This is a genomic window from Leisingera sp. ANG49 (assembly GCF_059694505.1).
This window is the reverse complement of sequence record NZ_JCATZN010000001.1, coordinates 350,372-370,083: the sequence shown is the minus strand read 5'-3', so window position 1 is coordinate 370,083 and position 19,712 is coordinate 350,372. Positions and strand designations below refer to the sequence as shown.

At 61.0% G+C, this 19,712-nt stretch carries 21 protein-coding genes and 1 tRNA gene; 8 read left to right on the top strand and 14 right to left on the bottom strand.

Annotated features, from left to right (window positions below):
* Positions 1-24 precede the first annotated feature (24 nt).
* Positions 25-261 (top strand): hypothetical protein, encoded by a 237-nt coding sequence (locus AC58NV_RS01795; RefSeq protein ID WP_497225614.1) that lies wholly within the window; start codon positions 25-27, stop codon positions 259-261.
* Positions 262-290: 29 nt separating this feature from the next.
* Here the strand turns inward: AC58NV_RS01795 and AC58NV_RS01790 are convergent, their stop codons facing one another.
* Positions 291-1,835 (bottom strand): helicase HerA-like domain-containing protein, encoded by a 1,545-nt coding sequence (locus tag AC58NV_RS01790; RefSeq protein WP_497225613.1) that lies wholly within the window; start codon positions 1,833-1,835, stop codon positions 291-293.
* Between the two features lie 496 nt (positions 1,836-2,331).
* Between AC58NV_RS01790 and AC58NV_RS01785 the strand changes: the two genes are divergently transcribed.
* Entirely contained in the window at positions 2,332-2,979 is a 648-nt protein-coding gene (locus tag AC58NV_RS01785) for an invasion associated locus B family protein (protein WP_497225612.1), read from the top strand.
* A 66-nt stretch (positions 2,980-3,045) separates the two neighbouring features.
* On the opposite strand, the gene AC58NV_RS01780 is transcribed toward AC58NV_RS01785, so the two are convergent.
* The 4 genes from AC58NV_RS01780 to AC58NV_RS01765 are packed head-to-tail and all read right to left on the bottom strand — an operon-like array spanning position 3,046 to position 7,307.
* Entirely contained in the window at positions 3,046-4,254 is a 1,209-nt protein-coding gene (locus tag AC58NV_RS01780) for a beta-ketoacyl-[acyl-carrier-protein] synthase family protein (protein ID WP_497225611.1), read from the bottom strand.
* Between the two features lie 6 nt (positions 4,255-4,260).
* Entirely contained in the window at positions 4,261-4,518 is a 258-nt protein-coding gene (locus tag AC58NV_RS01775; protein WP_366661850.1) for an acyl carrier protein, read from the bottom strand.
* A 48-nt stretch (positions 4,519-4,566) separates the two neighbouring features.
* Positions 4,567-5,640: a UDP-3-O-(3-hydroxymyristoyl)glucosamine N-acyltransferase gene (gene lpxD, locus AC58NV_RS01770; RefSeq protein WP_497225610.1), complete on the bottom strand. Its 1,074-nt coding sequence runs from the start codon at positions 5,638-5,640 to the stop codon at positions 4,567-4,569.
* Positions 5,641-5,678: 38 nt separating this feature from the next.
* Entirely contained in the window at positions 5,679-7,307 is a 1,629-nt protein-coding gene (locus AC58NV_RS01765) for a L,D-transpeptidase family protein (RefSeq protein WP_497225609.1), read from the bottom strand.
* 348 nt (positions 7,308-7,655) lie between these two features.
* On the opposite strand from AC58NV_RS01765, the gene mepK reads away from it, so the two are divergent.
* From mepK to AC58NV_RS01750, 3 genes are all read left to right on the top strand, one after another.
* Positions 7,656-8,225 (top strand): peptidoglycan L,D-endopeptidase MepK, encoded by a 570-nt coding sequence (mepK, locus tag AC58NV_RS01760; protein WP_497225608.1) that lies wholly within the window; start codon positions 7,656-7,658, stop codon positions 8,223-8,225.
* 168 nt (positions 8,226-8,393) lie between these two features.
* Positions 8,394-8,470, top strand: a tRNA-Arg gene (locus AC58NV_RS01755).
* 104 nt (positions 8,471-8,574) lie between these two features.
* Entirely contained in the window at positions 8,575-8,907 is a 333-nt protein-coding gene (locus AC58NV_RS01750) for a PilZ domain-containing protein (protein WP_497225607.1), read from the top strand.
* A 35-nt stretch (positions 8,908-8,942) separates the two neighbouring features.
* Here AC58NV_RS01750 and AC58NV_RS01745 read toward each other — a convergent pair whose 3' ends face one another.
* Positions 8,943-9,812, bottom strand: a complete 870-nt coding sequence (locus AC58NV_RS01745) for a LysR family transcriptional regulator (protein WP_497225606.1) — start codon at positions 9,810-9,812, stop codon at positions 8,943-8,945.
* A gap of 99 nt (positions 9,813-9,911) precedes the next feature.
* On the opposite strand from AC58NV_RS01745, the gene tmpA reads away from it, so the two are divergent.
* Genes tmpA through AC58NV_RS01730 form a run of 3 tightly spaced genes read left to right on the top strand, consistent with a single transcriptional unit; the run spans position 9,912 to position 12,307 of the window.
* Positions 9,912-11,045, top strand: coding sequence for a 2-trimethylaminoethylphosphonate dioxygenase (gene tmpA / locus AC58NV_RS01740; RefSeq protein ID WP_497225605.1), 1,134 nt, complete (start codon positions 9,912-9,914; stop codon positions 11,043-11,045).
* A 3-nt stretch (positions 11,046-11,048) separates the two neighbouring features.
* A complete protein-coding gene (gene tmpB / locus AC58NV_RS01735; RefSeq protein WP_497225604.1) occupies positions 11,049-11,645 on the top strand; it encodes a (R)-1-hydroxy-2-trimethylaminoethylphosphonate oxygenase in 597 nt (198 codons plus the stop codon).
* A complete protein-coding gene (locus tag AC58NV_RS01730; protein ID WP_497225603.1) occupies positions 11,642-12,307 on the top strand; it encodes an ureidoglycolate lyase in 666 nt (221 codons plus the stop codon). Before tmpB ends, AC58NV_RS01730 begins: the two co-directional genes overlap by 4 nt.
* A gap of 66 nt (positions 12,308-12,373) precedes the next feature.
* Here the strand turns inward: AC58NV_RS01730 and AC58NV_RS01725 are convergent, their stop codons facing one another.
* From AC58NV_RS01725 to AC58NV_RS01690, 8 genes are all read right to left on the bottom strand, one after another.
* Entirely contained in the window at positions 12,374-13,594 is a 1,221-nt protein-coding gene (locus AC58NV_RS01725) for a cysteine desulfurase (protein WP_497225602.1), read from the bottom strand.
* A complete protein-coding gene (locus AC58NV_RS01720; protein WP_497225601.1) occupies positions 13,587-14,171 on the bottom strand; it encodes a YIP1 family protein in 585 nt (194 codons plus the stop codon). Before AC58NV_RS01720 ends, AC58NV_RS01725 begins: the two co-directional genes overlap by 8 nt.
* Positions 14,168-14,653 (bottom strand): YIP1 family protein, encoded by a 486-nt coding sequence (locus tag AC58NV_RS01715; protein ID WP_174146997.1) that lies wholly within the window; start codon positions 14,651-14,653, stop codon positions 14,168-14,170. Before AC58NV_RS01715 ends, AC58NV_RS01720 begins: the two co-directional genes overlap by 4 nt.
* Positions 14,653-15,933 (bottom strand): Fe-S cluster assembly protein SufD, encoded by a 1,281-nt coding sequence (gene sufD, locus AC58NV_RS01710; protein ID WP_497225600.1) that lies wholly within the window; start codon positions 15,931-15,933, stop codon positions 14,653-14,655. Before sufD ends, AC58NV_RS01715 begins: the two co-directional genes overlap by 1 nt.
* On the bottom strand, positions 15,934-16,689 hold the full coding sequence (gene sufC / locus AC58NV_RS01705; RefSeq protein WP_497225599.1) for a Fe-S cluster assembly ATPase SufC: 756 nt from the start codon (positions 16,687-16,689) through the stop codon (positions 15,934-15,936).
* Between the two features lie 75 nt (positions 16,690-16,764).
* Positions 16,765-17,079: a YbjQ family protein gene (locus AC58NV_RS01700; protein WP_039123659.1), complete on the bottom strand. Its 315-nt coding sequence runs from the start codon at positions 17,077-17,079 to the stop codon at positions 16,765-16,767.
* A gap of 38 nt (positions 17,080-17,117) precedes the next feature.
* Entirely contained in the window at positions 17,118-18,641 is a 1,524-nt protein-coding gene (gene sufB, locus AC58NV_RS01695) for a Fe-S cluster assembly protein SufB (RefSeq protein ID WP_174147001.1), read from the bottom strand.
* 14 nt (positions 18,642-18,655) lie between these two features.
* The gene (locus AC58NV_RS01690; RefSeq protein WP_497225598.1) at positions 18,656-19,699 is read right to left on the bottom strand and encodes a cysteine desulfurase family protein; all 1,044 of its coding nucleotides are present in this window, start codon (positions 19,697-19,699) and stop codon (positions 18,656-18,658) included.
* Between the last annotated feature and the right edge of the window lie 13 nt (positions 19,700-19,712).

Genomic DNA, 19,712 nt, shown 5'->3' with positions numbered 1-19,712 from the left:
AGGCAGGCAGCCATGCATAGGACTTTGAAGCTCTTCCTGGTATCCGCGGCCGCGGCCGCTTTGACCGGCTGCGTTTCACCGGAGCAGTTTGAAACCACTCCAGTGCAGGTCCAGAGCAGCAAGGGCATCGTGACCTGTCAGCTTTATACCAAGGATCGGGTTCTTTGGGACCGGGCGATCGACCGCCCTGCGGCCATGTCGGTGCAAGAGGCTGATGCGATCTGCAAACAGGAAGGGCAGCGGCAAAAGGACGGCGGCTGATCCCTCTTATCCGGGGTTCGGCTTCGGTCCTAGCGCCCCTTGAACAGGCTGCCGAGGATGCCCCGGACAATCCGGCGGCCGGTGGTGCCTTTCAGCTCTTTGATCACCGCTTCCGACATGGCAGAGGCAAAGGTGTCCTTTTGCCTGTAGGAACGGGACGTCGACCGGCTGACCCTTGAGCCGGAGTACCGCCGGGCGGCGTTAAACTCCCGCGCCATGGGCTGCGGTGCTTCTTCGGCAACTGTTTCAGCGGCCTCTGCCTCCTGTGCCGCAGCCTGTGTCCGCTGGGCCAAGATCTCATAGGCTGAGCGCCGGTCGACCGGGTTGTCGTATTTGCCGGCCATGTCAGACGCTTTGAGCATCTCCTTGCGCTCGCCGTCAGTGATCGGCCCCAGCTGGGTGCTTGGCGGCCGGATCAAAGTGCGCTCCACCACGCCAGGCACACCTTTTTTCTGCAGCATCGAGGTCACCGCTTCACCGACACCGACCTCCCGGATGGCGTCTTCGGTCGAGAACCTTGGGTTTTCCCGGTAGGTTTCGGCCGCCAGCCTCAGGTTCTTGCGGTCCTTGGCGGTAAAGGCGCGCAGCGCGTGCTGGATGCGGTTGCCCAGCTGGCCCAGAATGTCCTCCGGTACATCCGCCGGGTTCTGGGTGATGAAATAGATCCCCACCCCTTTGGACCGGATCAGGCGCGCCACCTGCTCCACCTTGTCGGTCAGCACCTTCGGCGCGTCATCGAAAAGCAGATGCGCCTCGTCGAAAAAGAACACCAGCCGCGGCTTGTCCGGGTCGCCAACCTCCGGCAGTTCCTCAAAGAGTTCGCTGAGGAGCCAGAGAAGGAAAGTGGAATACAGTCCCGGTGCCGCCATCAACTTGTCCGCGGCGAGGATGTTGATCATGCCCTTGCCCGCAGTATCGCAGCGCATCAGGTCGCTGAGCGCCAGCGCGGGCTCTCCGAACAGGCCCGCGCCGCCCTGGTTTTCCAGCACCAGCAGGCGGCGCTGGATCGCACCGATCGACGCCGTCGACACATTGCCGTAGCGCAGCGACAGCTGGCTGCGGTTTTCGCCGATCCAGACCAGCAGCGCTTGCAGGTCCTTGAGATCGAGAAGCGGCAGCCCTTCCTCATCCGCGAGCCGGAAGGCGATGTTCAGAATACCCTCCTGCGCCTCGCTCAGCTCCAACAGCCGCGCCAGCAGCAGCGGTCCCATTTCGGCAACGGTGGTGCGCACCGGGTGGCCCTGTTCGCCATAGAGGTCCCAGAAGGTGACTGAACAGGCGTGGTAGGTATAGTCCGAAAAGCCGATTTTGCCGGCGCGGGAGGTGAATGCCTCGTGCAGCTTGTGGGTTTCCGTGCCCGCCTTCGCCAGTCCGGACAGATCGCCCTTCACATCCGCCAGGATGACCGGCACGCCCGCGTTGGAGAACCCCTCGGCCAGGATTTGCAGGGTGACTGTCTTGCCGGTGCCGGTGGCGCCGGCAATCAGACCATGGCGGTTGGCATATTTCAGGCTCAGCCCCTGCGGTTCGCCATACCCTTCGCCGCCGCCGCCAATGAAAAGACTTTCTGCCATAACCGCCCCGCCCGTTCTTTTTCCTGTGGATAACAATACAAAGTTAACTATTGGATGCGATAGTCAATCTTGCCCGCCCCTGCACATGCGGTTGCCGTGGCGGACATTTCCTCCCTGTCAGACTGGGCCGTGCCTCGAGCACGGCCTTCTTTTTTGCGGTGCTTGCCTGCAAAACGCGCATTTTTCGCTGCCAGCTCACCCCTTAGCATGCAATTTTCATGAAAACCGGGCCGTCCGGATTTTTTTTGAACTTCAATGTTGACCGATGGCCAACCCTTTCGTAACGTCCTACGCAATAACTAAGTCGGCCAGTCCGACGGGGAGATGCAAATACGAGAAAGGGGACCAGATGGTTCCCTTTTTTGTATTTTTTCAGCATCTTCCAAGACTGAGCTGCGTTGCGCGGATTTCCCCGCTGTCCCCTTGTTATGGACCTGACACTGCCCGGGCGGCGTGCTACACGCGTGAGCAGCGTCTTTAGAAAAATGAGGCATTCATGTTGAAGTCCCTGTCCCCGATCACGCTTGCCGCGGTGCTGGCCTTGACCGCGCCGCTGGCGGCGCAGGAAACTGCCACCGAAGAGACCGGCGCCACCGAACCGGCCGCCGGCGCGGAAACCGCAGAGCAGGCAGAATCCACCGCGGACGAGCTGCTGGATCTGGGTGAGCCGGTCAACGACGGCCCCAAGCTGGGTGAGCGCTACTCCAAGGAAAAACACGGCGACTGGGATCTGGCTTGCATCAGGACCGAGGCCGAAACCGATCCTTGCTCGCTGCTGCAAATCCTGAAGGGGCCGCAAGGCAGCCCGATGGCTGAGGTTTCGATGTTCCGCATCGACCAGCAAGGCGGCCAGGCCGTTGCCGGCGCCACCGTGATTGTGCCGCTGGAAACCCTGCTGCCCGCCGCGCTGACCATCTCGATCGATGGCGCGCCGGCCAAGCGCTACAACTATTCCTTCTGCAACCAGCTGGGCTGCGTGGCCCAGATCGGCCTGACCCAAGGCGACATTGCAGCCTTCAAAAAGGGCAAGGAAGCCGTTCTGTCGCTGCGCCCGGCTCCGGCACCGGACCAGATTGTGTCGATGAAGCTGTCGCTGAGCGGCTTTACTGCGGGCTATGACGTTGTGGACGTCGTCAAGCAGTAAGACCTGCCATCAGCCGAAGAAAACGCCGCGCGCCTCAGGGCCGCGGCGTTTTTTGTTTCCGGGCCGTCAAACCCTGCGCAGCGCCAGCACTGCGTTCAGCCCGCCAAAGGCAAAGGCATTGGACAAGGCGACGTCAACCTTCGCCTCGCGCGCCTCATTCGGAACCACATCCAGCGCGCATTCCGGATCCGGTTCGTCATAGCCGATGGTCGGGGCAATCACCCCGTCGCGCAGCGCCATGATGCAGGCCAGAAGCTCCACCGCGCCGGTGCCGCCGATCAGGTGGCCATGCATCGATTTAGTGGAGGAGATCATCAGATTGTCGGCGTGCGGCCCGAACACATCCGCAACCGCGGCGCATTCGGTCTTGTCATTGGCAGCGGTGCCGGTGCCGTGCGCATTGATGTAGCCGACCTCCGAGGGGTCGACTCTGGCGTCCTGCAGCGCGCCCGCGATGGCCCGCGCGGCCCCCTGCTTGCTGGGCATCACGATGTCGGCAGCATCCGATGACATGGCGAAGCCAATGATTTCACAGAGGATTTCTGCGCCGCGCGCCCTGGCGTGCTCATATTCCTCGAACACAAAGATGCCAGCACCTTCACCCTGCACCATGCCATTGCGGTTGGCGCTGAACGGACGGCAGGCGTCCTTGGACATCACCCGCAGGCCTTCCCAGGCCTTGACCCCGCCGAAGCACAACATGGATTCCGAACCTCCCGTGATCATCACCGGGCTCATGCCCGAGCGCACCATCTGGAACGCCTGCGCCATTGCGTGATTGGAGGACGCACAGGCAGTGGAGACGGTGAAACTGGGACCCTTGAGATTGAACTGCATCGACACATGGCCGGCTGCTGCATTGTTCATCAGCTTCGGGACCACAAAGGGATGCACCCGGTTTTTGCCATCCTCGTAGACGCTGCGGTAATTTTCATCCAGCGTCTGCATACCGCCGCCGGAATTGCCGAGAACGACACCGGCCTTGGCCGACAGCTCGCCGTGGAATTCCAGGCCGGACTGACCGATGGCCTCCTTGGCTGCGGTCAGGGTGAACTGGGTGAACCGGTCATACAGGCTCAACTGCTGCCGGTTGAAACGGCCTTCTGCCTCGAACCCGCGGACCTGGCCGCCGATCTTGATCGCCAGCCGCTCCACATCACGGAACTCCAGCTCACCGATCCCGCAGCGCCCTTCGCGCATGGCATTCAGCGTTTCGGGCACCGAATGGCCCAGGGCATTGATGGTTCCTGCCCCGGTGATGACAACGCGCTTCATACCGGCTTACGCTTTTTCCAGAACCAGCTTGTCGATCCCGGCGATGATGGCCGCGACGTTGGAAATGTCAAAATCGCTCTTCTCGGGTTCATTGGCGTTGAACGGAATCGAAATGTCGAACTCTTCCTCGATCGCAAAGATGCTTTCGACCAGGCCCAAGCTGTCGATGCCGAGGTCTTCCAATGTGCTGTCGAGGGTCACATCAGACGGTTCCAGAACCGCCTGTTCGGCAATGATTGCAATGACCTTGTCCTGCGTGCTCATATAAGGATCCCCGATTTACTGCCTGAAGCTGATGTAGGTATTCGACGGTTACTTGAAAACAGCCTTTTTTAACAATTCGATGTCACGCATCAAACGAGGCAGCCGGCGCTGTGCTTTGTACATCTCGGTGTGGGTTTCCATCTTGACTCCTGGGTAGCCCATGATGACGCGGCCTGCGGGCACATTGGACAGGATCTTGGTGCCGCCGCCGGAAATCACACCGTCGCCGATGAAGATATTGTCGACCACCCCGGTTTGGCCGCCCAGAACCACGTTGTTGCCGATATCGACGGAACCGGACACACCGGTCTGGCCGCAGAGCAGGCAGTCGTTGCCGACACGGGTGTTGTGGCCAACGTGCACAAGGTTGTCGAGCTTGCTGCCATTGCCGATCACGGTGTCGCGGATGGTGCCGTTGTCGATGGTGCAGTTGGAGCCGAGTTCGACGTCATCGCCGATGGTTACGGCGCCCAGAGAGTGGATGCGGACCCAGGATTGCGCCTTGGCCTCGCCCTGGTCGCCCATGGTCTTGCGCGCATTTTCGGCGCCGGAGACCTCAGGTGTGACATAGGAAAAGCCATCGCCGCCGACGCGCGCGCCGGGCTGGGCGCGGAAGCGGTTGCCGATGGTGGCGCGGGCGCCGATCGAAACCATCTCACGCAGATGCGCATCCTCGCCGATCACAGCCTCGGCACCGACATAGCAATGCGGGCCTATCACCGAGCGGGCGCCGATCTTCGCGCCGGCAGCGACAATGGAGAGCGGCCCGACCGAAACGCCCTCGTCCAGTTCGGCGGTGGGGTCAATCACAGCGGACGGGTGGATGCCGTCACCGAACCCTTGGCCGCGGTCCAGCATAGCCGTCACACCCGACATGGTCATCCGCGGGCGCGGTGCAAAAATGGCGGCCTTCAGGCCAAAGGATTCCCAATCCGCGCCATCCCACAGGATGGCAGCCTGCGCCTGGCCCTCTTTCAGGCCATCGGCGTATTTCGGCGCCATCGCCATGGCGATCTGCTCCGCACCGGCATCCTGCGGTTCGGCTGCGCCTGCGATTTGCAAGTCCAGGTCGCCCTGGGCCTCGGCACCAAGGGATTCAGCGATCTGGCGGATTGTGAACATGGCAGGCCCTTTCAGAATATCCTGTATGGGCCTGACATTTACCCCTGAAAACTGGGCAGCACCACCCCTGCCCGTTCCAGCGCGGCCCAGACCTTGGCGTCACGGCCATAGACATCGCGGCGGAACTCGGCACGGCCTTTGCCGGACACCACGGCGGTCCGGTAGATGATATGCACCGGCACTTTCTGCTCCAGTTCGACCTTGGTTTCCTTGCCCGACTTCAGGATTCGGTGGAAGAAATCCTTGGGGTTCTCGGTTTGCTTCGCCAGCAGCGCATAGGCAAACTCAAACGGCTGGGCCAGGCGGATGCAGCCATGCGAGAAGGCGCGCACTTCGCGGGCAAACAGGCTCTTCTGCGGGGTGTCGTGCAGATAGATGTTGTATTTGTTGGGGAACATGAACTTGACCAGACCCAGCGCATTGCTGCGGCTGGGGGGCTGGCGCATGGAATAAGGGAAGTTCCGCGCGGTATACTGCGAGAAATCTGCCGAACTGCGGTTCACCACTCGGCCGCGCCGGTCGGTGATCTGGATGTGGCCGACGGCGTTGGGGTTGCTCTGCAGCTTGGGCAGGTATTCCTTGGTGATGATCGAGCGCGGCACATACCAGCTCGGGTTGATCACCATATGCTCCATCTCGTCAGAGAATTCCGGGCTGCGGCGGTCGTGGGTGTTTTTGCCGATGACCGAGCGGGTCTCGAAGGTCACATCGCCGTTGTCGACGATTTTGGCGGTGAAGTCGGTCTGGTTGACCAGAATATGCCGCTCTCCGCGCTCCGGCGTCAGCCAGCGCTCCCGCTCCATCGCGATAATGACAGACTTCAGGCGCGCGCTGACCGGCTTGTTGATCTCATCAATCGTGCCGGGGCCGGCCACGCCATCGGTTTCCAGGCCGTGATCGGACTGGAAGCTCTGCACAGCCTTCTCCAGCGCGGCATCGTAGGTTCGCGCGGCGCTGCGCGGCAGGTAGCCCATCAGCATCAGCCGGTTGCGCAGCGTAATGACGGCCTGGCTCTGATCGCCCCGTTCAAGCTTCTTGGCGTTCACAGCCGCCCCCCAGCCGCCTGCCGCCATCACCTGCTCCAGCCGCAGCTTCTCGCGCATCAGGCCGCGGTACTGCGGCGATGCCGGAACCAGGCTGCGCATATAGGCATAGGGCTGGGTGTCGCGGATCCCGGCCAGGAAACTGGCCCCGTCAACGGTATGCTTCTTGCGCACCATGCCGGCGTCGATCTGCGACGGCACCAGCAGCCCGGTCTGAAGATCGGTGGCGTATTCTACCAAAGCCTGGCTCAGCGCGGCCTCGACATTGCCGACGTCACGGGTGGTCTGTACGTCGCGCATTTGCTGCATCAGCGCGGCAACTTCGGCTGAGCGGTCCGGCAGACCGTGGGCCTGGGTTTCATTCAAGGCCGCCAGTAATGCATTACGGCGCTGGCGCGACGCTTCACCCTGACCGGTCCAGATCGCCTCATAGCCGTTTTCGCGGTAGAACTTCGCAACCGCCTCGCTGCCAAAGGCCGCCTCAGCAACCGCTTGGCGGAAGGCTGCCGAAACTTCAGCCTGTGCTGAACCGGGAACACTCCCGGCGGCCAAGCCGCCCAGTGCCAAGGCGAACAGCCCGGCCTTGATCCCTGGCAAGAAGTTTCCTGCAGAAGCACGCATCATAATTTCCGGTCCTTGCGCCGATTTTTGTCAATTCTGGCAGTGCCTACCTGAAATTCTGGTAAATGCCAGCCGCTGTTGTCCATTCACAATTGCGAAAAGTCAGCCTTGGTGCAGCAATGCCGCGTCTATGAAACCCGGCTGCAACAGTCGCGGGGAAAAGTTCCCTCCCCCTCCCCTAATGCGCAAAATTTCGCCGAAAACCAGTCTATCCGTTACAGCGCGGTAAAGAAATGTTGGATCAGGATTCTCACTGTGCCATACATGCCGCACGTTAACCTAAAGTGTTAGCGAGCCCGTAACATCGGGCGACTAGGCAGGACTAAAAGCGTACGGGACGGCGCAGTGACAATGGCAAAAACCACGGGCACGGGGATTTCCCGGCGTTCTCTTTTGGGTGTGTTTGCGGCAACCGCAGTGGCAGCAGCCCCGACTTTCTCCAATGCAGCAGGCTTCCTTCGCGGTGGCGGTGATATCCGTCGCATCCGCATGTATTCGGGGCGCACCGGTGAACGCCTGGACATGGTGTACTGGATCGACGGCGACTACATCAAAGATGCAGTCAAGGAAATCAATCATTTCATGCGTGACTGGCGCACCGACGACGTTAAGAGCATCGACCTGCGCACCATCGACATCATGGCCGCCTCGCACAATCTGCTGGATGTGAACGAGCCCTACATGCTGCTGTCCGGATACCGCAGCCCGAAAACCAATGCCATGCTGCGCAGCCGCTCGCGCGGGGTCGCAAAAAACTCGCTGCACATGCGCGGCCAGGCTGCCGACCTTCGCCTGGCATCCCGGTCGGTATCCCAAATGGCGCAGGCTGCCGAAGCCTGCCACGCTGGCGGAGTTGGTAAATACCATCGTTCGAATTTTGTGCATATGGATTGCGGTGTCGTCCGCACATGGCGCGGCTGACGCCACCAACCATTGCAAGAACGCAAGCCTGCACACCTGGTGCAGGCTTTTTCGTTTCCAGGGTAACTGACTGGGCTTTTGTTTTTCGCCTGCGCTCAGGAAATTGGAAACAGGCAGTTTTTCCCGTTGCAGAGGCAACCAAGCGCGGGTATACCCCGGCTTAACAACGCACCTGTAGCTCAGCTGGATAGAGCGCTGCCCTCCGAAGGCAGAGGCCAGAGGTTCGAATCCTCTCAGGTGCGCCATTTTCCCTTCTAAATTACCCAAAAGACTGGCTGTTTTAAGGCTTCTTAAAGAGCGTCGTGTTAACAACACTGCCTATACTTCACGACGTGGATAGCGAGGCAGAATGGTACATTCCAACTCAATCTTTCGGGCAGCGGAGCCGACGGAACCCCGGCTTCGCCTGAATTTGCCCTGCACTATCAACTTGTCCGGATCAGAGCTGGAAGCCACAGTTTACAACATCAGCTACAGCGGTTTTGCTGTGCGCCTTCCTGAAGGGCAGAACACCTTCGCCCTGGCAGAGTTGAAATCTGTCACAATTCATGAAATCGGCGAGTTTGAAGTTCACACCCGGTGGCGCAAGGATGTCAGGATTGGCTTCAAGTTCCTAGGCAAGCGCGGCGCCCGTCCGGTACTGGATGCCTATTTTGCCCGGACCGGTGAGTACCCAACGTAATTTCACTGCTGAAGTTACCCCCCGCCCGGCTGAAATCAACACTGAAGCGCGGCGGTCAGGGCTACCAAAATTTCGCTTTGCCGCTTGGTCTTTCCTAGGCTTGGCGGCCAGGTCAGCCAGTATCCGTCGATTGTGTCCAATTCCGGTGCAGGCAGACAGACTAATTGCCCGGTCTGCAGCAGATTGGAAGCCAGAGCGCGGGAGCCCAGAACAACCCCCATTCCCAGCCGCGCTGCCAGCAGCGCATGGGCCATGGAATCGGCAGAGACCTGTCCGAGTGCCGGCGCATCCTGCCCCGTTACGCGCGCCCATTCAGCCCAGCCCGGACGTTCCCCGCGCAATTCAATTGCCGGCAAGTTGCGCCAGTCATCAGTGCAGTCCGGGGCAGCCATAGGCTGAAGCACTTCATTTGCCAGCAAGACACCGTCACGCCCTTGCCAGTTGCCCCGTCCGTAGCGAATGTGCAGTGCCCCATCCGCGGCATCGAAATCCTGCCGTTTGGGTACTGTTTCAAGTACCAGCCGCAACTGCGCATGACTTTCGGAAAACGCTGTAAGGCGCGGCAGCAAAAGCATTTCCAAATGCGAAGGCTGTGCAGCAATACGCAGTTCCCGCACACTGTGCCCGAACAGGTTTTCCGTTCCCTGCTCCAGCGCGCGCAGGGAATCATGCACCAGCGGCAGGTAGCTTTCACCGTCCACTGTCAGCGACACACCTCGGGCGGACCGAATGAACAGTTGCCGTCCCAGCCAGGCCTCCAGGTTTCGGATCCGCTGGCTGACCGCGGCCTGGGTAGCACCGAATTCCTCTGCTGCAGCGGTAAAACTGCCGTGGCGCCCCGCAGCTTCGAAGACCTTGAGCCAGTCCAGCGGCGGCAACCCCTGCTTGGTGACCTTCTTTGACATTAGAAAACCTAACTCTCAAACCCCGATTTCCGTCGTTCTCTTGATGGCTCAGCAGCGGTAGCAAGGCAAGAAAGAACCAGGCCAACCGGAGAAACCCCAATGCCCCGTTCCGTAACCGCCGACGCATCCGGCAGCTTTCTTACCCTGACATTCGAAGATGGCAGCGAGAACCGCTTCCATGCAATCTGGCTGCGCGACAATGCACTGGACCCCGAAACCCGCGCCCCGGGCAATGGCCAGCGGCTGATTACCATCGGCGACATTCCCGCCGATACCCGGATCAGCACGGCGCTGGTGGAAGAGGGTTCCCTGACTGTCACTTTCGCACCCGAAGGCAAGACCGTCACCTTCCCGGGCACGTGGTTGAAGACCCACGCCTATGACATTGATCAATCTCGCGAATCCGGCCGCATGGCGCCGGGCATTGAAACCTGGAACAGCAACCAGCCGGCGCCAACCTTCGACTGGGAGGAGGTGCAGACCTCCGCGCAGGCCAAGCGGGACTGGCTGGATGCCATTGCCCGCCTCGGTTTTGCAAAGCTGGTGAACGGCCCGGTCAAGGAAGGTGCTTTGATCGATTGTGCTGAGATGTTCGGCTTTGTGCGTGAAACCAACTATGGCAAGTATTTCGAGGTCCGCACCGAGGTGAACCCGACCAACCTGGCCTATACCGGCCTGGGCTTGCAGGCGCATACTGACAACCCCTACCGCGATCCGGTGCCGTCGCTGCAAATCCTGTACTGCCTGGAAAACTCAGCTGAAGGCGGCGAGAGCATCGTGGTGGACGGCTTCCGCGCTGCTGAGCGCCTGCGCGCTGAGAACCCGGAGGGGTTTGCGCTGCTGGCGGGCTATCCGGCCCGGTTTGAATACAAGGGCTCCGATGGGGTACATCTGCGTTCGCGCCGACCGATGATTGAACTGGCGCCCGATGGCGAAATGATCGGGATGCGCTTCAACAACCGCTCCTCGGCGCCGTTTGCCGACATCCCGTTTGACAAGATGGAGGCCTATTACGCCGCCTACCGCCGACTGGGCGAGTTCATCGACGATCCGGACATGGGGGTTTCCTTCAAGCTGGAGCCGGGCGAGAGCTTCATCGTCGACAACACCCGAGTGATGCATGCGCGCCTGGGCTACTCCGGTTCCGGCTCGCGCTGGCTGCAGGGCTGCTACGCCGACAAGGACGGGCTTTTGTCGACCCTGAATGTGCTGAACGCGCAATTGGAGGGTTGATCCATGAGCAAGCCGGACGTCAGCAAGCTGAACCGCGATAACATCGTCGAATTCATCGGCGGCATCTTCGACCGCCGCGGCGACGAGGAATACCTGGGCGAGCCGGTCACCATGGCCGAACACATGCTGCAAGGCGCCACAATCGCCGAGCAGAACGGCCAGCCGGAAGAGATTATCGTGGGGGCGCTGCTCCACGATATCGGCCATTTCACCAGCGAATTCGGAACCTTCTCGATGGACGACACAGAGGACCGCTTTCACGAAGAAGCCGGGGCTGAAGTTCTGGAACAGTTCCTCCCCTCGGTGATCACCGACTGCGTGCGCTATCATGTGGCCGCCAAGCGCTATCTCTGCGCCACCAAGCCGGAGTATTTCAACCGTTTGTCAGAGGCTTCCATCCATTCGCTGAACCTGCAAGGCGGGCCCATGAAAGCCGAGGAGGTGGCGGAGTTCGAGAAGAACCCGAACCTCAAGCAAATCATCGCGGTGCGTTATCTGGATGAGGCTGGCAAGCGGGCGGACATGGAAACACCGGACTATTGGCACTTTGCGCCGATGGTGCAGCGGATGGTGGACAAGCACATGGGGGCCAAAGCATGAGCGCGCCTGAATATATCTTTGAAGCCAGCTCAAAACCCTCGCTGCCCTGGCGTGAGGTACCGCTGATCCGGGCGACCGAAGAAAGCGTCAAGGGCTATGGCTGCCTGGTGGAGGATCCCGAAAACTTCGAGATCGAAATCGTGCAGTGGCCCGCCCAGGGCTGGCGGCCGATCGACGAGGGCACCGGTGATGAGGCAGGCTGGGTTGAGGGCACCTTCCGCGGCGACTGGCACGGCGATGTGCTCTATGGCGAGAATGAAGCCGTCAACGGCAACTATGTGCTGGGCTGGTCCACCGACCCGCAGCAGGCGAAGGTGGAACAGCAGACCGCACCGCGGGATCAGGTGCTGCTGTGGCACATGAACTATCATCCAGACGGCGGACAGCTGTTCTATCCGTTGGACAACAAGCCCTTCATCATTCCCGCAGCCCTGCCCGGCGATGACCTGAAACCGGAGAAGGTTGTGGCCTTCTGGTGCGATGGTTCCAAGGGGCTCTACATCCACCCGAACATCTGGCACGAAGGGATTTTCCCGGTGGAGGACAGCCAGCGGTTCCTGGACCGCCAGGGCAAGGTGCACGCGCGGGTCAGCTGTGATGTCGGCAAGGAATTCGGTGTCTACCTGTCCTGCCCGCTGCGGCCGGATAAGATCCAAGGCTAAATCACTAACCTGAAACGCGAAACGGCGCCTCGAAGGGCGCCGTTTTCATTTGGTCATTGGCTGGGATCACGCAAACAGTTCATGCGCCAGTTCCAGCGCGTTGATCAGCGTGTCGACCTCTTCCTTGGTGTTGTAGAGGCCAAAGGACGCGCGGCAGGTGGCGGAAACCCCCAGGTGATCCATCAGCGGCCCGGCGCAGTGATGGCCAGCCCGCACCGCGACACCTTTCTTGTCAAGGATGGTGGAGATGTCATGCGCATGTGCAGCACCTTCCATGGTGAAGCTGAAAATCGCTGCCTTTCCAGGAGCTTGCCCTTGCACATTGATCCAGTTCAGGCCGGTCAGCCGCTCCATCGCATAGTCGCGAAGGCCGCCCTCGTGCCTAGCGATGTTCTCCATGCCAAGCTCCATCATATACTCCAGCGCCACACCCAGGCCGATGGTCTGCACGATGCCCGGCGTGCCGGCCTCGAACTTCATCGGCGGATCGTTGTAGATGACCTGCTCCTTGGAGACTTCTTTGATCATGTCGCCGCCGCCGATGAAGGGGCGCATCTCGGCCATGCGCTCAGGCTTAATGTAGATCGCGCCGGACGCGGAGGGGCCATAGAGCTTGTGGCCGGTGATCGCATAGAAATCGCAGCCGATGTCCTGCACATCGACCGGCATGTGCACCGCGCCTTGCGAACCATCAACCAGCACCGGAACGCCTTTGGCATGGGCGCCCTGGGTTATCGCCTTCACGTCCACAACCGTGCCCAGCACGTTGGAGCACTGGGTAACGGCCACCAGTTTGGTCTTGGGGCCAATCGCGTCGATCACCTTTTGCGGATCAAGGCTGCCGTCATCGGCCACATCGACCCATTTCAGCACCGCACCCTGGCGTTCGCGCAGGAAGTGCCAGGGCACGATGTTGGCGTGATGCTCCATCACCGACAGGACAATCTCGTCACCGGCCTCGAATCGCGGCATCGCCCAGCCGTAGGCAACCAGGTTGATGCCCTCGGTGGTGCCGGAGTTCAGCACGATGGTGTTTTCATCGCCCGCGTTCAGGAACCGGGAAATGATACCGCGGACGGCCTCATATTTTTCGGTCGCCAGGTTAGAAAGAAAGTGCAAGCCGCGGTGAACGTTGGAATATTCCTCAGCATACGCTTTGGTCACCGCATCAATCACCGCCTGCGGCTTCTGAGCTGATGCGCCGTTGTCGAAATAGGTCAGCGGCTTGCCGTTCACCTCGCGCGAGAGGATCGGGAAGTCGGCGCGGATTTTTTCCAGGTCATACATTGTCGGGAAGTCCCAGATTGGCTGGGCCGATCAGACCCACGATGAAGAGAAGGGCAAAGACCAGGATCATGCTGGCCATCAAAACCACCCCGAGCGAGCGCCAGACGGAGCCGAAGCGATGCGCCGCGTTGACGAAATGCAGGAGGATGAAGAACACAACGATATTGGCCGCAATATTCAGCAGTGCGGCCAGCGAAGGCATCACCAGAAACACAACCACGATTGCACCGTTCAGCCCCGCCTGCAGCAGCTGCAGCCAGGTGACAAGGGCCAGCAGCGCGGGCAAATTGCCCTGCCCGCCCAGCCAACGGCCGGTTGAGGACAGCATGGCGATGAAGCAGAGCTGCAGGATCAGCACCATGGCGAAATAAACGCCCGGCGTGAAACGCGGCAGCAGGACCTCAGGCGGCAGAGGGAACAGGATTTTCTGCAAGGTGTAGACGCAGGTGTTCAGCACCACCGACAGCAGGAAGGCGGTCCACAGGGCCTCCCTCGGCCAGTCCCGGGCCAGGATCTGCTGCGCCGCATCACGCGGTGATCTCAGCGTCAGCAGGGCAAAGGAGGCCAGCGCATTCATGGCTTGGCCCAATAGCCCTGGACCATGCCGGAAACCCAGAACCAGAAGAAAACGGCGCACCAAAGTGCCCCCACCAGGTTCAATGCCGCGCCGGGTCCGATGAAACCGGCCACCAGACCGTTCAGCAGCATCAGCGGGCTGGCCGCCAGGAAAGCCCAGAACAAAGCCAGCCGCGCACGGTAGGCATCGCCCTGCCCGCCCATGGCGCGCGCAATCCAATGGGCAACCAGCGCCAGCACATACAGCAGCAGCGGCGCGATGAAGACCAGCGCCAGCAGTGATCCGCCCAGCAGCATGTTCAGCTCCTGCCCGGTCAGATGCGCCTCGCGCGCCAGTTTCGGCATCTGCGCCACAAAGGTCAGCACGCAGCCTGCAATCAGGAACACCAGCAGCCGGTCCTCGCGGGCGCCCATGCTCAGAAGCCGCGCAAAAACTTTGCGCGGCCCCCTGTAGGTCGCCGGGATATCCGTGGTGACGGACATCAGCGGCGCCGGGCCAGCCAGCCTTCGAGGCGGGAGACGATGTCGGCCGCGATCTCTGGATCCTCGATCTCGTCAACCGCTTCGGCCAGGAAGGCCAGCGTCATGAGGTCGGTCGCATCCGCCTTGTCCACACCGCGCGAACGCAGGTAGAACAGGCCTTCCTCTTCGATGGCGCCGGAGGTGGACCCGTGCGAGCAAGCCACGTCGTCGGCGTAGATCTCCAGCTCAGGCTTTGCCAGGAACTGGCTGTCGTCGTCCAGCAGCAGCGACTGGGAAATCTGATATCCGTCAGTCTTTTGCGCGCCTTCCTTCACCAGGATCTTGCCCTGGAACACGCCGGTGGCACCGTTGCGCAGCACCTTCTTGAACACCTGGCGGCTTTCGCAGTTCACCGCGTCATGGGTGATGAACACGGTGTCATCGTGATGGAAGTCGCCATCGCCGACGCAGGCGCCTGCGATATGGGCCACGGCGTCATCGCCGGTCAGCTCGATCACCGCCTCGTTGCGGGTCAGCACGCCGTTCACCGTCAGCGTGAAGGATTTGAACACCGACTCTGTGCCCAGACGGGCAAACAGATGAGTCGCCGCGCGGCGCTCGTGGTCGCGGCCCTGGGCGCGCACCAGATGCATCTTGCCGCCGTCGGCAATGTCGATCTCCATGCACTTGTTGAAGCGTGAGGCAGCGGGGCCGTTTTCCAGGACCGTCACCTCGGCACCGCTTTCCACGCGGATCACGTGATGCAGGATCGCGTCGGAGTTTTCGTCCGAATGCACATAGGTGAAGTTGATCGGTTTGGAGACCTTGCCGGTCACCCGGATCGCCACGCCATCCGTGGCAAAGGCAGTGTTCAGCGCCGCCAGCGGGCGTTCCACCGGGGTCTGGCCGCGCGCCTCGAGAACGCCATACAGGTCCTTGGCCCAGTGAATATCCTTACAGCAGATATCCTCGATCCGGTCGATGGTCAGACCTTCGAGGTCCAGATCATCAGAGGCTTCGGCGTCAAACACCCCATCCACAAAGACAATGTTCAGGCGCTCAAAGGCGTTGAACATCGGATCTTCTTCAGCATGGAACACAGCCGCCTTGGGTGCCTCAGCCTGCACCAGGGTGTCTGGCTTGGTGTATTTCCAGTATTCATCGCGGCGCGACGGCAGGCCCATGGTCTGCACCCGGGACAGCGCTGCCTGGCGGGCCGCCTTAAGGCAGCCGCTTTCCGGCAGGGTCAGCGCCATCAGCCGCGCTTGGGTTGCGCTTTGCTTGACTTCGGCCAGGGCCATTTACGCCTCCTCTGCCAGAATGCCGGCGTAACCGTTGTTCTCGACTTCCAGCGCCAGCTCCGGGCCGCCGGTCTTGACGATTCGGCCGTTTGCCAGGATGTGCACCACGTCCGGTTTGATGTGGTCCAGCAGGCGCTGGTAGTGGGTGATCACCAGGAAGCCGCGGCCCTCGTCGCGCAGAGCGTTCACGCCTTCGGCCACCAGCTTCATCGCATCCACGTCGAGGCCGGAGTCGGTCTCGTCCAGGATGCACAGCTTCGGCTCCAGCATCGCCATCTGCAGGATCTCGTTACGCTTCTTCTCACCGCCGGAGAAGCCGACGTTAACCGGGCGTTTCAGCATTTCGGCGTCGATCTTCAGGGTCTTCGCCTTGGCGCGCACTTCCTTCAGGAAGTCGGAGGCCGACAGCTCTTCCTCGCCGCGGGCCTTGCGCTGCGCGTTCACCGCGGTGCGCAGGAAAGTCATATTGCCGACGCCGGGGATTTCCACCGGGTACTGGAACGCCAGGAACATGCCCGCCGCAGCGCGCTCTTCCGGCTCCATCTCCAGGATATCTTCGCCTTCCAGCTCTGCCGAGCCTTCGGTCACTTCGTAACCGTCGCGGCCCGACAGGACATAGGACAGGGTGGATTTGCCCGAACCGTTCGGCCCCATGATGGCATGCACCTTGCCGGCTTCGACCTTCAGATCGACGCCTTTCAGGATCTGCTTTTCCTCGTCTTCCAGTTTGACGTGCAGGTTTTTGATTTCGAGCATTTTCTTCCTCGTCTCACATGTCTTGCAGGCCTGCGGCCCGCGATATTCCCATGGCCCGCCGGGGCCGTTTCATTCCTATCCCAGCACCACCGCGGTGCCGCTGGCCGAGACCATCAGCATGGATTGCCCGACCACTTCGTAATCCAGATCTACGCCCACCACGGCGTTTGCGCCCTTGGCCCGGGCACGGTCTTCCAGCTCTGCCAGCGCGGTTTCGCGCGCATCCTGCAGCTTGCTTTCATAAGCGCCTGAGCGGCCGCCGACGATATCGGTGATGGAGGCAAAAACATCGCGCACCACATTGGCGCCCATGATCGCCTCGCCCACCACGATGCCTTTGTATTCGGCGATCTGGTAGCCTTCGACGCTGTTGGTCGTTGTGACGATCATGCTCTTGCCTCCTTGCGGTGATGCCCAAGGGCCTGCCATCAGCCGACAGACCCTTCCAGCGAGATCGCAACCAGCTGCTGGGCTTCCATGGCGAACTCCATCGGCAGCGCCTGCAGCACGTCCTTGCAGAAGCCGTTGACCACCAGGGCCACCGCCTCTTCCTCATCCATGCCGCGCTGGCGGCAGTAGAACAGCTGGTCGTCGTCCACCTTCGAGGTGGTTGCCTCATGCTCCACGCGGGAGGAGTTGTTCTTGACCTCGATGTACGGAACCGTGTGGGCGCCGCATTTGTCGCCGATCAGCAGCGAGTCACACTGGGTGTAGTTGCGCGAGTTCTTCGCCTTGGGGTGCATCGACACCAGACCGCGGTAGGTGTTCTGCGCCTTGCCGGCGGAGATGCCCTTGGACACGATGCGGGATTTGGTGTTCTTGCCCAGATGCACCATCTTCGTGCCGGTGTCGGCCTGCTGGTAGTTGTTGGTGATCGCAATCGAGTAGAATTCGCCCTGGCTGTCGTCGCCGCGCAAGATGCAGGACGGGTATTTCCAGGTCACGGCCGAGCCGGTCTCGACCTGGGTCCACATCACCTTGGCGCGGTCGCCGCGGCAGTCAGCGCGTTTGGTCACGAAGTTGTAGATGCCGCCTTTGCCGTTCTCATCGCCCGGATACCAGTTCTGGACGGTCGAGTATTTCACCTCGGCGTCTTCCTCGACAATGATCTCCACCACCGCAGCATGCAACTGCGAAGTGTCGCGCTGCGGTGCGGTGCAGCCTTCCAGGTAGCTCACATAGGAGCCCTTGTCGGCGATGATCAACGTGCGCTCGAACTGGCCGGTGTTTTCCGCGTTGATGCGGAAATAGGTCGACAGTTCCATCGGACACCGCACGCCTGGTGGCACGTAGACGAACGAGCCATCGGAGAACACGGCGGAGTTCAGCGTCGCGTAGAAGTTGTCAGACACCGGGACCACAGAGCCCAGGTATTTCTTCACCAGTTCCGGGTGCTCTTTGATGGCTTCCGAGATCGAGCAGAAGATGACACCCGCTTCTTTCAGCTCTTTCTGGAAGGTGGTGCCCACGGAGACGGAGTCGAACACCGCGTCCACCGCGACCTTGCGGCCTTCTTCCGGGGTCTCGCCCGCGCCTTCGACTCCAGCCAGAATCATCTGCTCTTTCAACGGGATGCCGAGCTTTTCGTAGGTCGCCAGCAGCTTGGGGTCGACCTCGTCCAGCGACTTGGGCTTCACTTCCATCGACTTGGGCCGGGCATAGTAATACTGGTCCTGGAAGTCGATCTCCGGGTAGTCGACCATTGCCCAGTCGGGCTCTTCCTTCTGGAGCCACCGTTCATAAGCCGCCAGCCGCCATTCGGTCATCCATTCCGGCTCTTCGTTCTTTTCCGAGATCAGCCGGACGATATCCGGGGTCAGCCCTTTGGGGGCGTATTCCATCTCGATATCGGTTTCCCAGCCGTATTTGTAAGCGCCGCCTACCTCGCGGACTGCGTCCACGGTTTCCTGGTCAACACCTTCCTTGACTTGGGTCTGGTCCAAAGCGGCCATTGTCTTCTCCTCACTCACGCCGCGCGGGCGCGATGTTTCTTTTCTTTTTGCAGCCACGCATCGGCAAAGCGCAGCACATCTTCTTCCGTCGTCTGAGGCCCCAGCGACACGCGCACCGCGCCTTGTGCCGTGGCCTCTTCATATCCCATTGCGGTCAGCACCGCGCTGGCGCGCACCTTGCCGCTGGAACAGGCGCTGCCGGCGCTGATCGCGAAGCCAGCAAGGTCCATCTGCATGACCTGGGTTTCGCCCTTCCAGCCCGGCGTTGCAAAACACAGGGTGTTCGGCAGCCGCTTCTGATCCTTCCCGACAAAAATAGTATGGCTTACGCCAGACACAAGCGCCTTTTCTAGAATATTTCTAAGTTCTGCAACCCTGTCCCAGACACCATTTGCCAGATCTTTTGCAGCCGCTTCAGCTGCGGCGCCGAAGCCTACGATTCCAATGACATTTTCGGTGCCGGACCGGCGTCCCATTTCCTGGCCGCCGCCCTTGATCTGGGCCGGCAGATCGGTGCCGCGTTTCATCACCACGGCGCCGATGCCCTTCGGGCCACCCAGTTTGTGTGCCGAAATCAGCGCCATTTGGGCGCCAATCCAGTTGAACGCCACCGGCAGTTTTCCAAAGGCCTGGGTCGCATCCGTCACCGCCAGCCCCTCCGGCAGCGCCTGCACGATGCCGGTTTCGGAATTTGCCAGCTGCAATGTGGACTGAGCGGGATCGCCGATCTGAACCGCACCGTCGCCTGTCACCGGCAGGTCCTCCTCAGTCCAGGCGCGCACTGCATCATGCTCCACCGGCGCGCCATGAAGGCCGCGGCCGGCCAGAGCCAGCGCCGCGCCTTCGGTGGAACCGGAAGTAAACACGACATCTGCCCCATCCGCGCCAAATGCCGCGGCCACCTGCGCCCGCGCTTTCTCGACAAGAGCCTTGGCGGCCCGGCCCTCGGCATGCACCGACGACGGGTTGCCGCAAACCTCCATCGCCGCAATCATCGCAGCCTTCGCCTCAGGGCGCAACAGAGCAGTGGCATTGTGGTCGAGGTAAACACGTTTCATAGAGTCATCTTTT